At 56.9% G+C, this 15,294-nt stretch carries 12 protein-coding genes and 1 tRNA gene; 7 read left to right on the top strand and 6 right to left on the bottom strand.

Going from position 1 to position 15,294, the window contains the following annotated elements:
• Positions 1–136 precede the first annotated feature (136 nt).
• The gene (locus GOV90_RS03095) at positions 137–1,549 is read left to right on the top strand and encodes a divergent polysaccharide deacetylase family protein (protein WP_171090242.1); all 1,413 of its coding nucleotides are present in this window, start codon (positions 137–139) and stop codon (positions 1,547–1,549) included.
• 60 nt (positions 1,550–1,609) lie between these two features.
• On the opposite strand, the gene trpE is transcribed toward GOV90_RS03095, so the two are convergent.
• The 5 genes from trpE to fabI form a co-directional block, all read right to left on the bottom strand.
• On the bottom strand, positions 1,610–3,121 hold the full coding sequence (gene trpE, locus GOV90_RS03090) for an anthranilate synthase component I (RefSeq protein ID WP_171090240.1): 1,512 nt from the start codon (positions 3,119–3,121) through the stop codon (positions 1,610–1,612).
• Positions 3,122–3,132: 11 nt separating this feature from the next.
• Positions 3,133–4,974, bottom strand: coding sequence for a peptidylprolyl isomerase (locus GOV90_RS03085; protein ID WP_171090237.1), 1,842 nt, complete (start codon positions 4,972–4,974; stop codon positions 3,133–3,135).
• 80 nt (positions 4,975–5,054) lie between these two features.
• Positions 5,055–6,230 (bottom strand): aminotransferase, encoded by a 1,176-nt coding sequence (locus tag GOV90_RS03080; protein ID WP_171090236.1) that lies wholly within the window; start codon positions 6,228–6,230, stop codon positions 5,055–5,057.
• A gap of 65 nt (positions 6,231–6,295) precedes the next feature.
• The gene (gene gpt, locus GOV90_RS03075; protein WP_171090233.1) at positions 6,296–6,805 is read right to left on the bottom strand and encodes a xanthine phosphoribosyltransferase; all 510 of its coding nucleotides are present in this window, start codon (positions 6,803–6,805) and stop codon (positions 6,296–6,298) included.
• A 4-nt stretch (positions 6,806–6,809) separates the two neighbouring features.
• Positions 6,810–7,616, bottom strand: coding sequence for an enoyl-ACP reductase FabI (fabI, locus tag GOV90_RS03070; protein WP_171090231.1), 807 nt, complete (start codon positions 7,614–7,616; stop codon positions 6,810–6,812).
• Between the two features lie 135 nt (positions 7,617–7,751).
• On the opposite strand from fabI, the gene pdxH reads away from it, so the two are divergent.
• The 4 genes from pdxH (at position 7,752) to GOV90_RS03050 (ending at position 9,601) form a co-directional block, all read left to right on the top strand.
• The gene (gene pdxH / locus GOV90_RS03065; protein WP_171090229.1) at positions 7,752–8,357 is read left to right on the top strand and encodes a pyridoxamine 5'-phosphate oxidase; all 606 of its coding nucleotides are present in this window, start codon (positions 7,752–7,754) and stop codon (positions 8,355–8,357) included.
• A gap of 142 nt (positions 8,358–8,499) precedes the next feature.
• Complete coding sequence (locus GOV90_RS03060; RefSeq protein ID WP_174825370.1) at positions 8,500–9,006, top strand: cold-shock protein; 507 nt, start codon at positions 8,500–8,502, stop codon at positions 9,004–9,006.
• Between the two features lie 7 nt (positions 9,007–9,013).
• The gene (locus tag GOV90_RS03055) at positions 9,014–9,481 is read left to right on the top strand and encodes a DUF192 domain-containing protein (RefSeq protein WP_171090225.1); all 468 of its coding nucleotides are present in this window, start codon (positions 9,014–9,016) and stop codon (positions 9,479–9,481) included.
• A gap of 43 nt (positions 9,482–9,524) precedes the next feature.
• Positions 9,525–9,601: transfer RNA gene (locus GOV90_RS03050), tRNA-Pro, on the top strand.
• A gap of 11 nt (positions 9,602–9,612) precedes the next feature.
• On the opposite strand, the gene GOV90_RS03045 is transcribed toward GOV90_RS03050, so the two are convergent.
• Positions 9,613–10,047, bottom strand: a complete 435-nt coding sequence (locus GOV90_RS03045; protein ID WP_171090223.1) for a hypothetical protein — start codon at positions 10,045–10,047, stop codon at positions 9,613–9,615.
• 542 nt (positions 10,048–10,589) lie between these two features.
• Between GOV90_RS03045 and GOV90_RS03040 the strand changes: the two genes are divergently transcribed.
• Both GOV90_RS03040 and GOV90_RS03035 read left to right on the top strand, forming a co-directional pair.
• Entirely contained in the window at positions 10,590–14,210 is a 3,621-nt protein-coding gene (locus GOV90_RS03040) for a vitamin B12-dependent ribonucleotide reductase (RefSeq protein WP_171090222.1), read from the top strand.
• Between the two features lie 829 nt (positions 14,211–15,039).
• Positions 15,040–15,285, top strand: a complete 246-nt coding sequence (locus GOV90_RS03035) for a hypothetical protein (protein WP_171090220.1) — start codon at positions 15,040–15,042, stop codon at positions 15,283–15,285.
• Positions 15,286–15,294: the final 9 nt, after the last annotated feature.

Here is a 15,294-nt window from a genome sequence, read left to right as displayed (position 1 = left end):
GTCCGCACATACATGCTCAGGCTTGAGCGGCAGCGTCAAGAGGACATACCGTTTCTGACGCGTCCAATTGGCCGAGCGCCACATCAGATGGCGCAGAGCTGGACGAGGCAGAGAAAAGAGGCGAAAGGCTGGAAATATGGGCGGATTTTTCGGGGGAATGGTCGCTGGGGCGATCGTTGTTTTGATCTTGGGTGTGTTCGTGTCGCTCAAGACACCGATGGCCAATACGCCGGTTGTTGTCACCGAAGCACCGGCGCCGGTAATTTCTGAAACACCTGCAGCACCGACTGAGGTGACCGAGGCCGTATCCGATGCCGATGTTGTGGAATTGGCTCCGCATGGGCTGGAAGCCGCCGATGACTCAACCGAGGATCTGGCTGACTTGTCCGGGCTTGAATCATCCTCGGACACGCAACCAGAGGTGGGCGCAGCAGCTGAGGCGGTGGACCAACCCGAGGCTGCGGTTGCGACCGAAGTTTCAGTTGTGACCGAAGCACCTGCAGCGCCGCCAGAACCCAGCCTGGCGCCTTCGGCTCCGCAGGACGAGGCGGGGCCAGCCGTGAACGACGATACGCCGGCCCCTCCTATAGAGCCCGAGACGACCGAGGTTGCTCTTCTTCAGCCGGAAGAAGATCCGTTGCCGCAAACTGAGGACACAGACGAGGAAAACCCGTTTGAAAGCAGCCCAATCGCAGTAGAGGGGGATGAAGACGTTCTGCCGCGCAAGCTACCGCGTATCGCTGCGCTGCCGCAGATTGGCGGGGACCAGGAAGCAAGTGCAAGTTCAACGGTTGGAAAACGTATCATTCCGCTAACCGAACGCGATGATGAACCTGTGGCCGAGCAAGCCTCGGCAGAAGAGCCAAAACCGGCGGGCAAGCCGATCGAACGCTATGCGGCCAAATTCGAAAACCCTGAGGCCAAACCGCTGATGTCCATCATCCTGATCGATGACGAGGGCGCATTTGGGGCTGAGGCGCTTCAGGATTTTCCCTATCCCATCAGTTTTGCCGTGAACCCGTCTGATCCAGATGCTGTAGAAAAGATGGCGCGGCACCGCGCGGCCGGGTTCGAAGTCATGGCTCTGGCTGATTTGCCCGAAGCTGCAACTGCGCAAGACGCTGAGGTTTCGCTGTCCGTCTGGCTTGACACTCTGCCCGAAACCGTTGGCATTCTGGAAGGGGTGGACAGCGGCATTCATGGCAATCGGAAACTGGCCGATCAGGTTGCTGAAATTGCTGCCGGAACAGGTCGTGGCCTGATCACGCAGGACAATGGGTTGAACACTGTGCAGAAGCTGGCAGCCCGCAATGGCACGCCGTCGGGTGTTGTATTTCGTGACATCGACGGTGCGCGTCAGGACCCTAAAGTGATGCGCCGGTTCCTGGATCAGGCGGCGTTCCGCGCCGGGCAGGAAGGTGCTGTTGTCATGCTGGGTCGGGTCCGCCCGGAAACGATTTCAGCCCTGCTGCTTTGGGGGTTGGAAGACCGCGGCAGCCGCGTGGCGATGGCCCCGATTTCCGCGGTCATGATGAGACAGATTCAGTAATCTGCGAAAACGAGTGTTAAGAAAAGGGCGGCGATCTTATGATCTGCCGCCCTTTTTCGTTTAACTGTTTCCGTTACCCGTGAACCGCGCAGCATCTGCCGCAGCGCGCCGGATTGCATTGGATTTATGAACGGTTTCCATGAACTCGGCCTCGGGGTCGCTGTCGTAAACAACACCGCCACCGGCTTGAATATACAGCTTTTGATCTTTCACGATGGCAGTGCGCAGCGCGATACACATATCCATGTCGCCCCCCGCGCTGAAATAGCCTACGCCGCCGCCATAGACGCCGCGTTTTTCCGGCTCCAACTCGTCGATGATCTCCATCGCGCGCACTTTGGGCGCGCCCGAGACGGTACCCGCAGGCATTCCGGCAAAAAACGCATCCAGCGCGTCTTTGTCTTCGGCCAGTTCACCCACCACGTTAGATACAATATGCATGACGTGGCTGTAGCGTTCGATGATGAACTCTTCGGTCGGGCGCACGGTGCCGATTTTGGAAACGCGCCCTGTATCGTTGCGGCCCAGGTCCAGCAGCATCAGGTGCTCGGCCAGCTCTTTCTTGTCGGCCAGCAGATCCAGTTCGTTTGCCTTGTCTTCTTCCGGTGTCGCGCCTCGGGGGCGGGTGCCAGCAATGGGGCGAATGGTGACTTCACTGCCGAACACGCGCACCAGAATTTCAGGGCTTGCACCCACGACTTGAAAGCCGCCGAAGTTGAAATAGAACATGAAAGGCGACGGGTTGGTGCGCCGCAACGACCGATAGAGCGCAAAGGGCGGCAGCGGAAACTCCTGCGTCCAGCGCTGCGCTGGGACAACCTGGAAAATATCACCTGCGCGGATGTATTCCTTGGCCTTTTCAACCGCCTCCATATAGCCGGACTTGGTAAAGTTCGACACAGGAGGTGCGATTTCACGTGCATCACCCAAATCGCGGGTTTCCGCAGGCATGGCACGCTCCAGATCGCGAACTGCATCCATAACGCGCTCAGCAGCTTGTGCATAGGCAGCCTTGGCGGATTGACCATCACTGGCCCAGGCCGGTGATACAACGGTCACTTCACCCTTTACGCCATCCAGCACAGCGATGACCGAAGGACGCAACATGATCGCATCGGGCAGGTCCAGAGGGTCCGGATTCACGTTCGGGAGGTATTCCACCAGCCGCACCATGTCATAGCCCAAATACCCGAACAGCCCCGCTGCAGCCTGAGGCAGGTCATCCGGCAGGTCGATGCGACTTTCGGCCAGCAAAGCGCGGAGGTTGTCCATCGGGTTGCCGTCTTGCGTCGAGAACGCCTCGGAATCGAACCGGGCAGAGCGGTTGAGTTCGGATGCTTCACCGCGACACCGCCAGATCAGGTCGGGCTTCATACCAATGATCGAGTAACGGCCACGAACTTCGCCGCCCGTCACGGATTCCAGCATGAACGCATCTTTCTGTGCGCCCGTCAGCTTGAGCATCAGCGACACAGGGGTGTCCAGATCAGCGGCAAGCCGTGTGTAAACCACCTGATTTTCGCCCGCTTCATAAGCGCGCGCGAAGGTGTCGAATTCGGGTGTCAGTGCCATTTCGGTCTCGTTTAAAAGCTCGATTGCACGGCATTCAGCGCCTGTTGGTCTACGACCGGACGCGCGCGTGTCTGTGCATCGCGCACATAGGCGTTGAAAATATTCTGTGACAGGGCCTGATTCATCTGCGCGGACAGAGCTTCACGCAGTTGGCGCAGTTCGTCTGTGTCTGCGGGCGGAAGAACCTCATCCAAGCGCACCAGCAGTGCTGCGCCGTTTCCACCGATGACACGCAGCTCTCCGGGTTCCATCTGGAACACCTCGTTCATGAAATCTGCTGGAACGTCATCCAGAAACGCCGTGCGTGTCAGGGCATTTTCAACGCGGAAGGGTAGGCCGGTGGTCGTAAAGTCGCCATCTGTTGCCAATTGCGTCAGAACTGCATTCGCCCGATCTTCCAGCGCTTTGTTGGTTTCAGCCTGAAGCCATGCGGCGGCTACGCGATCACGTGCGCTGTCCAGCGGCTCGGGGCGGCGCGGCAGAACCTCATTCAGGCGCAGGGCAAAGATCGACCCATCTTCGAGGAATGCGATTTCGGGAAAGTCACCTTCCTGCACGGCTTCGGCTGCAACGCGGAATCCGTCATAGGCGGCGATTTCGTCCGAACTTTCGCGGGTCCAGTCGATCTGACCCAGTTCCATTTCGGTCTCATCTGCCAGTTCTTCCAGTGTGGCCCCGCCAGCCAGCATGTCATTGATATCTTCGGACTGCGCCTCGATCAGGCGGCGGGCCCGCTCGGCTGCAAGCTCTTCGCGCAAGGTCGGTTCAGCTTCTTCGAAAGGCACGTTGTCGGCTGCCAGAGAGCCGTTGATCCGGAACAAGGCCGGGCCAAAAACCGAAGGCAGGGGGCCAACAACAGTATCAAGATCGGCTGCAAATACTGCATCCGCCGCCTCGCCCAGATCCTCGCGGGTCACGTCGCCGAGATCGATGTCGTTGAGCTCAAGATCGCGTTCACGAACCAGTTGCTCAAACGTAGTACCGCCAACCTCAAGCTGGGCCTTTGCTTCGCTTGCGGCTTGCTCATCCGGGAAGTTCAGGCGCTCAACCAAGCGCCGTTCCGGCTGGTTGTACTCGTCTGAGCGGTCTTCATAGAGTTTCTGCAGGGCGTCTTGATCCACTTCAACACTGTCGATCAGCATCGCAGGCGACAGGATCGCGTATGTCAGTTGCTTGGTCCGGGGCAGGGTGAACAGGTCGCCGTTCTCATCATAGTAAGTCTGAATCTGCGCGTCGGTTGGTTCAGCAATTGGGTTTTCCAATGCCTCGGTCCCGACCGTGGCCACAGTAAAGCTGCGTCGCGCGCCAATATAGTCGGTCATCGTATCTGTCAGAGTCGCTGGCATCTCGACTCCGCCCATGATCGCGCCTTGCACAATTGTGCGTGCAGTTTCCTTGCGCAGATCCGTTTCAAACTCAGAGTCGGTCATGCCGATCTGTTCAAGTTGAAAGCGATAGGCTTCCCGGTCGAAACTGCCGTCGACGCCCTGAAATGCGGGGATCGCTACAATCTCTTGCTGCAGGTTTTCGTCGCCGATCGAAATTCCAAGTTGCCCAACTTCGTTGTCCAGAGCCGCCAGCGCGGTCAGGCGGGCAAGCGCGTTCTGATCCAATCCCAGATCACGCGCCTGCGACATTTGCATCGGTTGGCCAGTCTGCGCTTCCACGGCGCGGATTTCCCGCTGCAATTCGCGCACATACTCATCGACCGAGATGCTTTCATCACCCACTTGTGCAACGGTTCGAACCGTTCCGCTGAGATTGGTGGCACCGAAGCCTGCGAGGCCCAGCATCAGCAGGCCCATCAGAATCCAGACAAAGGTTTTCGAAAGACTTTTAGCGCCTGCGGCCATGGTGCCCTCTTGTTATTGCGGCAGCGTTCTGCCCTGTCGGTTGCGGCCCTGAATACGACGCACACAGCCGAGGGGCAAGCTTAGAAGGACAGGCCCTGTAACCGGTCGAACAATTGACCCAATCCAGCACGGTCGAGATTGGCAAAGGCCACCCGCACCTGCCGTTTGCCGGCGGGGTCGTGAGCGGGCATGAACATGGTGCCGGGCAACAGAAGCACGCCTGCTTCTGCCACCAGACGGCGGGCCAGTTCATCCGAAGCCATATCGAATGGATGTTCAAGATAGGCGAAATAGGCACCAAGCCCCAAAAGACGCCATCCTTGCGCTTCAAGTGCTGGCATCCCGTCCTTGATTGCGTCCCTGCGGTCCAGAATCTCGTCCCGCTCACCTGCCAGCCATTGTGACAGGTTCTGCATCCCCCAAAGGGCTGCGAACTGACCGATCTGACCGGGACAAATGGCAACGGTGTCGAGGAATTTCTCGACTTCCGCCAAAAGCACGCGGCTTGTCGCTATGGCCCCGACCCGGTGGCCTGTCAGGCGATAAGCTTTGGAAAAGGAATAGAGATGGACCAACGTCTCATCCCCGTCAGGCTGCTGGAACAGATCGTGTGGTGGACCACTGCGGCTATCGAAATCGCGATATGTCTCATCGACGATGAGGCGAATTCCGGTATCACGCGCCAGGTCATAGAAGGCCCGGACCAGATCAGCCGGGTATTCAACACCACCGGGGTTGTTGGGCGTGACCAGGGCGATGGCGCGCGTTTTTTTGGTGATCAGTGCGCGCGCACGATCCGGATCAGGCAAAAGGTCATCTCCTGTTGGCAGGTCAACGGCCTTCACCCCAGCCATGTCCAACCACATTTTATGGTTGAAATACCATGGCGTTGGCAGAATCACTTCATCGGCCTCGTCGGTGATTGCCGAGATCACAGCCGAAAAGGCCTGATTGCAGCCCGAAGTGATCGCGGTCTGAGCCGGATCAACCTGTGCTGCGTAATGCGCGCTGATATGTGCTGCCAGTTCAGTGCGCAGGTCGTCGTTCCCCAAGACCGGCCCATATAAATGCGCGCTGTCTTCCTGCACGGCAAAATCGGCCATGGCCTGACGCAGAGCAAGCGGAGGCGGGTCGACCGGCGCGGCCTGGCTGACATTGATCAGCGGGCGGTCAGCTGGGAAGGTGACACCTTCAACCCAACGGCGCGCCTCCATCACCGGAGGAGGGAAAGTGGCGCTGGTGCGGGTCTGGGTCATGGCGTACCGGTCTATTTGCGAGGCTCTGCCTCGCGCTCCGAGGTATTTTTAAACAGAAGAAGGGATCAGTCGGTGCCGCGATATGGCTCGACATATTGAAGTGCCATATCCCAGGGGAAGAAGATCCACGTATCCTGGCTGACCTCGGTGATGAAGGTGTCCACCATAGGGCGGCCCTTGGGTTTGGCATAAACAGTCGCAAAATGTGCGTTGGGGTACATTTTGCGGACCAACTCCAGCGTTTTACCGCTGTCTACCAAGTCATCGATGATCAGAATGCCGGTGCCATCGCCCATCAGATCTGCGTCGGGGGCTTTCAGAACTTCGGCTTCGCCTTGTTCCTGATGGTGGTACGACCGCACGCTGATCGTGTCGACCGTGCGGATGTCCAGCTCTCGGCTCACAATCATCGCAGGGGCCATGCCGCCGCGCGTAATGGCTACAACGGCGCGCCAGGCACCATCGTCTGGGCCTTGTCCATCAAGACGCCAGGCCAACGCGCGCGAATCGCGATGGATCTGGTCCCAGCTGATGTGAAATCCTTTTTCGTGGGGCAGGCGGTCTTTGGCGCTCATGATCTTAGCCCTTTTCCACGTCAGGTGCATCAACGGCCTTCATGCCGACAATGTGATAACCCGAATCCACGTGCAGATTTTCTCCGGTCACACCGCTGGACAGATCAGACAGCAAGTAGAGTGCTGACTTGCCCACATCATCGATGGTCACGTTGCGGCGCAGGGGCGAGTTATATTCGTTCCACTTCATGATATAGCGGAAATCGCCGATGCCGCTGGCGGCCAGAGTTTTGATCGGACCGGCGGAGATCGAGTTGACGCGGATGCCGTCCTTGCCCAGATCCTCGGCCAGATATTTGACCGATGCCTCAAGCGCGGCTTTGGCGACGCCCATTACATTATAATGGGGCATAACCTGTTCGGCGCCATAATAGGTCAGGGTGATGGCGCTGCCGCCTTCGCCCATCATCTTTTCGGCGCGCTGCATAACGGCGGTGAAGGAATAAACCGACACGTCCATTGTCAGCTTGAAATTCGCCCGGCTGGTATCGACATAGCGACCGCGCAGTTCGTTCTTGTCGGAAAAGCCGATGGCATGAACGATGAAGTCCAGTTTACCCCATTTCTCTTCCAGCGCAGTGAACAGCGCATCAACGGATGCCTCATCGCTCACGTCACATGGCAGGACAATTTCGCTACCCAATTGCGCTGCAAGCGGGTCGACGCGCTTTTTCAAAGCGTCGCCCTGGTAGGAAAAAGCAAGCTCGGCCCCGGCTTCGGACAAGGCGCGGGCGATTCCCCATGCGATTGATTTGTCATTGGCCAGTCCCATGATGAGGCCGCGTTTGCCGGCCATCAACTGATTTGACATGTTTGGTTCTCCGCCTGTCTTCGCGATGTGTTGAGTTGGTTTATGCCATTGGTAGCGTTGCATCAAGGCCGTGCGCTCTTGCCCGCAGCGGGTTCTCGCCTTAGGTTCGTCGTTAATACTTTCCAGGGGATGGAAATGACCGAGCGTGATGGCATCTTTGCTGGCTCCGATCCGTTTGAAATCGCGGGTCGGTGGTTGAGTGAGGCTGAAAAGACAGAATTGAACGACCCTAATGCGATTGCGCTGGCAACCGTCGACCCAGATGGAATGCCAAACGCGCGTATGGTACTGCTGAAGGAGATCGAAGCAGATTCGTTTGTGTTCTATACGAACTACGAAAGCGCAAAAGCGGCCGAATTGGATGCAGCCGGAAAAGCTGCATTTGTCATGCATTGGAAATCTTTGCGGCGACAATTGCGTGTTCGTGGTACAATCACCCGCGAAAATGGGCCTCAGGCGGATGAATATTACGCATCGAGGTCGCTGAAGAGCCGTTTGGGGGCCTGGGCGTCGAAGCAATCTCAACCCCTATCAAGCCGTACAGCCTTGATGGCTGAGGTGGCCAAGGTGACTGCTAAGCTGGGTCCGAATCCGCCCCGGCCACCGTTTTGGGGCGGGTATAGATTGACGCCAACTGAAATTGAATTCTGGGCTGACGGGGCATTCCGTCTACATGATCGGTTCAGATGGAAACGCGCAGAGCCGGGATTGGCATGGCATGTGGAAAGGTTGAATCCATGACGTTCACGTGTCGTGAAATGCAACAGGCAGAAAATAAACAATTTTTTCGGCTTGAATTTACCTGTCATTCCCATAAACAACAAACCCTTAACGAACGGCTAAAACTCGCGATGGGAATACCGTGCCAGAAGATATGAACAACATGTATCGCGTTCGTGGACACGTGAAATGGTTCGACCCTGCGAAGGGGTACGGATTTGTTGTGTCCGACGATGGCGGCCCGGATATCCTGTTGCACGTGAACGTCTTGCGTAACTTTGGCCAGAGCTCGGTCGCAGATGGCGCAGGGATCGAGATCATGACGCACCGCACGGATCGGGGCGTTCAGGCCGTCGAAGTGGTCGCGATTGATCCTCCGGCGCGGACCGACTCGATGATGCTGGCCGATTTTGCCGAGTTGGATCCCGTGACGATCGCCGAGGCACCATTGGAAGCCGCGCGCGTAAAGTGGTTCGACAAGGGTAAGGGCTTTGGTTTTGCCAACGTCTTTGGCCGTGGCGAAGACGTTTTTCTTCATATCGAAGTACTGCGCCGTTCTGGTCTTGCTGATCTGCAACCGGGCGAAGCGCTGGCCATGCGTGTGATCGATGGCAAACGGGGCCGGATGGCGGCTCAGGTGTTGGCCTGGGAAGCCGCACTGGACGGCTGACTTTTTCATGAAACGGTTTCTGACGCTTCTGCCCCTGTTCCTAGTGCTTTGGACGGGTGGGGCGTTTGCAGCGTGCAGCGCTGATCGTGTTACCTTGCGAAATGACAACGCAACGGTGCGTTTTGACGTCGAACTTGCCGTTACACCTCAGGAACGCTCCCAAGGGTTGATGTTTCGCGAAACACTCCCGAATCGATCCGGAATGCTGTTTGTGTTTGACCCGCCTCAACGCGTCGCGTTCTGGATGAAGAACACTTTGATTCCCCTGGACATGATTTTTCTGGATCGCACTGGCTTGGTAACGCACGTGCATGAGGGGGCGATTCCTGGCGATCTGACCCCAATCGAGGGCGGAGATTCCGTTTTTGCAGTGCTGGAAATCAACGCCGGATTGTCGGCGCGCTATTCCATTACGCCCGGCACACAGATGCAGCACGAAATTTTTTCGTCAGGTCCTGCAATTTGGCCCTGTTAGGGCTTTTCAAATCAGATTGGCATCGTTAGGAAGGCGCACGGTCCGGGGCGTGGCGCAGTCTGGTAGCGCACCTGTTTTGGGTACAGGGGGTCGTAGGTTCGAATCCTGCCGCCCCGACCACTTCCACTCAATCATGAGGGCGATCCGCCCATTGCTTGGAACAGCCGGCTGATCGACTGATCCAGCTCGGTGCTGTCCAATGGCACTTCGACCACAGAACCGGTTCTCTGCGGGACTTTGAAGAACACGTTTGCATCTATGCGGTAACCGTCAGCGTTCTTGCTTGATGTCAGGCGCATAACGCTTTGTGGCAGGTCCTGAGGATTGCCGTCGTAATTCAGAATCAAATAGGCAGATGCCTCTGCGGGCAGAAACTCGCGGCATTCAAATGTTTGGCCGCTGGTTCTTTCAAAAGATTCCCCCGGGCCGGAACAACTGGTTTCAAAAACATCGAACAGTCTTTGCGGATACGTTTCGAACTGGGCGCTGCGTGACGCATAGGGCACATCTTGTGGTGCGCAGGCCACGATACAGGCCAAGAACGGAATAAAGGTGAACAGCTTCATACCTTTGGACCTTTTAACAATTGAACGAACGGGCCGCGATCAAATTCGAGCGCCTCAGAACAGAACCAGATGATTCCCGATCAGCCTAGACGTTGTCGCATTGGTTGATCAAATGCAGATAACTATGCTGGTAAAAACGGGAATTCGATTTGAGACTTTGAGATTTCGGCGAAAATTTGCCGTTAATGATCCTGTGGAGGAATCGCGCACCGTTGGGTCACACTCCTGAAACGTCGTCAGGTCAACAAAAAAGATTTCAAAAAAGGCGGAAAAAGGGCGTTGACCTTATATGTGTTCATACGCCAAATTGTATGAGCCGAAGAGATTGCCACAATATCTGGTGTTGAAGCTGGAAGAGGCAGCAGGCGAGGGTCGGAAAGCACATCTAATTTAAGTGCGCCGTTTTTGCGGTTTTTCCGCTGTCTTTGACAGCGAAGGATGCCCTTGTCCGTATAACTCTGGGCGTTGTGGGCGGCACCCTGCAACACAACATTTGGTGCCGGGAACTGAAAATTGGGCGGAATTTAACCAAGGCTGCGGACATGAAGATTGACAGAAAATTCACCAAACCAGATCAGGATGCCTACTCGGACCTTGATTTCGTGTCTGCAACGTCTGAAATCCGTAACCCGGATGGAACGATTGTATTCCGCCTGGATAACATTGAAGTGCCCGCAAGCTGGTCGCAGGTGGCAAGCGACGTGATCGCTCAGAAATACTTCCGCAAGGCAGGCGTTCCCAGCAAGCTGAAGAAGGTCAAAGAAAAAGACGTTCCAGAATTCCTGTGGCGTTCGGTACCTGCCGAAGGCGCTGAATTTAACGGAGAAACCTCGTCCAAGCAGGTGTTCGATCGTCTGGCGGGTGCATGGGCCTATTGGGGCTGGAAGGGCGGATACTTCTCGGATGAAGAAGACGCGCGTGCCTATTTTGACGAGATGCGCTATATGCTGGCGACCCAGCGCGCCGCACCGAACAGCCCTCAGTGGTTCAACACAGGTCTGCACTGGGCCTATGGAATCGACGGACCGGCGCAGGGGCACCACTATGTCGATTACAAAACCGGCAAGCTGACCAAATCGAAATCCGCGTACGAGCATCCGCAGCCGCACGCGTGTTTCATCCAGTCCGTTGATGATGATCTGGTGAACGAAGGCGGCATCATGGATCTGTGGGTGCGCGAGGCGCGCCTGTTTAAATACGGCTCGGGCACAGGAACCAATTTCAGCCACCTGCGCGCAGAAGGCGAAGCGCTGTCGGGTGGCGGCAAATCTTCGGGCCTGATGGGCTTTCTCAAGATCGGCGACCGCGCGGCTGGCGCGATCAAATCAGGCGGGACAACCCGTCGAGCAGCAAAGATGGTGATCGTCGATGCGGATCACCCGGACATCGAGCAATTCATCGAATGGAAGGTGATCGAAGAGCAGAAAGTGGCCTCGATCGTTGCCGGATCGAAGATGCACGAAAAGATGCTGAACGGCATTTTCGAGGCCATCCGTTCGTGGGACGGCTCGGCAGATGATGCTTATGATCCAAACGCGAACGATGCGTTGAAAAAGGCAGTGCGCGAAGCGAAAAAAGTCGCGATCCCAGAGACTTACATCAAACGCGTTCTGGACTATGCCAAGCAGGGCCATGACAGCATCGAATTCCCGACCTACGATACGGACTGGGATTCGGAAGCCTACAGCTCGGTCTCAGGCCAGAACTCGAACAACTCGATCCGCGTCACCAATGCGTTCCTGACCGCTGTCGAAAAAGACGCCGATTGGGAACTGATCAACCGCACCGACGGCAAGGTCGCCCGCACCGTCAAGGCGCGCGACCTGTGGGAAAAGGTCGGTCACGCCGCATGGGCATGCGCCGATCCGGGCATCCAGTTTCACGACACAGTAAACGAATGGCACACATGCCCTGAGGACGGCGAGATTCGTGGCTCGAACCCGTGCTCGGAGTACATGTTCCTTGATGACACGGCCTGTAACCTGGCGTCGATGAACTTGCTGACCTTCCTCAAGGATGGTGAGTTCCAGGCGGCGGACTATATGCACGCCTCGCGCCTGTGGACCCTGACACTGGAAATCTCGGTAACAATGGCGCAGTTCCCGTCGAAAGAGATTGCGCAACTGTCCTATGATTTCCGCACCTTGGGTCTGGGCTATGCCAATATCGGCGGTCTGCTGATGAACATGGGCTACAGCTACGACTCGGACGAGGGCCGGGCCATCTGTGGCGCACTGACTGCGATCATGACTGGTGTGGCCTATGCAACGTCGGCTGAGATCGCCGGAGAACTGGGCGCCTTCAAAGGTTACGAGCGCAACGCTGATCACATGCTGCGCGTCATCCGCAACCACCGCCGTGCGTCGCAGGGTGTAACCGACGGGTATGAGAAACTGGCCGTGAAACCGGTGCCTCTGGACCACGGCAACTGCCCGGACAAGCGTCTGATCGATCTGGCCATGTCCGCTTGGGACGAGGCGCTGAGCCTGGGTGAGAAAAACGGCTATCGCAACGCGCAGGCCACCGTGATCGCGCCCACCGGCACCATCGGTCTGGTGATGGACTGTGACACCACCGGGATCGAGCCGGACTTTGCTCTGGTCAAGTTCAAGAAGCTGGCCGGTGGCGGTTACTTCAAAATCATCAACCGCTCGGTGCCGTCGGCGCTGGAGAAGCTGGGTTATTCCTCGTCTCAGATCGAAGAAATCGTCAGCTACGCGGTTGGTCACGGCACCATCGGGAACGCGCCAGGGATCAATCACACCTCGCTGACCGGTCACGGCTTTGGCCCCAATGAGCTGGCCAAAGTGGATGCTGCACTGGAAAGCGCCTTTGACATCCGCTTTGTCTTTAACCAATGGACACTGGGCGAGGATTTCTGCACCGGCGTTCTGGGCATCCCGGCGACCAAGCTGAATGACCCGACTTTTGATCTGCTGCGCCATCTGGGCTTTACCCGCGCGGATATCGACGCAGCGAACGACCACGTCTGCGGGACGATGACACTGGAGGGCGCGCCGCATCTGAAGGAAGAGCACTATTCGATCTTCGACTGCGCCAACCCCTGCGGCAAGAAAGGCAAGCGTTTCCTTGGGGTTGATAGTCACATCACGATGATGGCGGCGGCGCAAAGCTTCATCTCGGGCGCGATCTCGAAGACGATCAACATGCCGAATGATGCGACCATCGAGGACTGCCAGAAGGCATACGAGCTCAGCTGGTCTCTGGGTGTGAAAGCCAACGCACTCTATCGTGACGGCTCGAAACTGTCGCAGCCTCTCGCCGCGGCGCTGGTCGAGGATGACGACGAGGCGGCTGAAGTGCTGGAAAGCGGTTCGACGCAGGAAAAAGCTGTCGTTCTGGCCGAGAAAGTGATCGAGAAGGTCGTGGTCAAGGAAATGATCCGCAGCCACCGCGAGAAACTGCCGCATCGCCGCAAGGGCTATACCCAAAAGGCGATCGTGGGTGGCCATAAGGTTTACTTGCGCACCGGTGAGTTCGAAGACGGCAAGTTGGGTGAGATTTTCATCGACATGCACAAGGAAGGCGCTGGCTTCCGTGCGATGATGAATAACTTCGCCATTGCCGTGTCGGTCGGTCTGCAATACGGCGTGCCGCTGGAAGAGTTTGTCGATGCCTTCACCTTCACCAAGTTCGAACCGGCAGGGATGGTGCAGGGCAACGATTCGATCAAGAACGCAACGTCGATCCTGGATTACATCTTCCGCGAATTGGCCGTGTCCTACCTGGACCGCACCGATCTGGCGCATGTGAAACCCGAAGGCGCGACCTTTGACGATCTGGGTCGAGGCGAAGAAGAAGGTGTGTCCAACATCTCTGAGATCAGTGAAAGTGCTGCGTCCAAGTCATTGGAAGTGCTGAAACAAATCAGCTCGACCGGTTATTTGCGCAAGCGTCTGCCTCAGGATCTGGCTGTGTTCAATGCAGGTCAGGCTGAGCTGAACGGGATGGCTGAAACAGCGGCTGCATTCGAAGCACCTGTGGCTGAAACTGCAGTGGCAACCGGCATGGACGCCCGAACCAAAGCAAAGATGCAAGGCTATGAGGGTGATCCGTGCGGTGAGTGTGGAAATTACACGCTGGTGCGCAACGGTACCTGCATGAAATGCAACACCTGCGGCGCGACAAGCGGGTGTAGCTGATGAGAAAGGATTTTACAGGCCACCTAATCAACGGCGAGAGTTACTCCGAGGAGATGACAATCTCTTTGGAAGCGAAAGGAGACCGGCTTAGGAAATGGGCCGAATGCACTCTGCCCGTGACGGATCGTATGCGTTTGGTTCTGATGAACCCGTCATCAGAGTTTCTTTGGAAGTTCAGGACAGTAGACGGTGACTGTTTCGATTTGGTGCTTCAATCGAGGGTAAACCCATTATCTGAACTGCTTATGTTCCAGAACTCAGGAGAAGTTCCAGGAATGTAATTAGGAATCTATTAACGCCCCGGCACCCCGGGGCGTAGGGGTCGGACGCTGCCCTTGGTTACCGACCCCGACGAATACGGAAAAAGGCACTGAGACTTACCAAGTTTGCCTTTTTCCACTCGGCCGACATGCCCGTGTTGGCCGGGAACAGGGTGGGGCGGAATATTTGCTCCCTCCCACTCTTTCACGGGGCGGGTGCGCTCGCCCCATGCGCAGTCCAGGCCGCAGGCAAAAAAACACCGGGCGGTCAACGACATGAGCCTGGAAGGCGAAACTGACAGGGGGCTTCGGCCCCCTTTCTTTTTTGCTTCACACGGCCCGCGTAAGCGCGGATTTGCCGGATTTGGTGAAATCCGTCGGGCAAGACCTGCCGAAATGGGTCCGGCGAAATTTTGCCCGGCGGGGCATTGCGCGCTCGACTCGGTCAAACACGCAAGGATTGGCGCGAATCCCCAGCTTTCGCGCAATACGGGTGACGCACTGAGGTGTTGCGGTGTTTCTGGGAGCTGTCCGGACGAAAGATAATCAACCTATCAGGAGGCACCAAAATGAAACCGCAGTATTTGATTGGGATTTCCATCGCTGCGTTGACCTTGCCGGGTCTCGTATCGGCGCAATCGACGGCAGATGCCAATGGTGATGGCGTTCTGACGATTGAAGAAGTGCAGGTGGTAGCACCAAGCGTGGATGCCGACACCTTCTCGGCCATGGATGCAAATGGCGACGGCGCGTTGGACGCAGATGAAGTAGCCGTTGCACAGGAAGCCGGTTTGCTTCCGCCAAGTGACGGATAAACGTAAGGG

The organism is Ruegeria sp. HKCCA5929 (assembly GCF_013034525.1).
GTDB lineage: Bacteria > Pseudomonadota > Alphaproteobacteria > Rhodobacterales > Rhodobacteraceae > Ruegeria.
The sequence above is the reverse complement of the archived record's forward strand: the minus strand, read 5'-3'. Positions and strand labels throughout refer to the sequence as shown.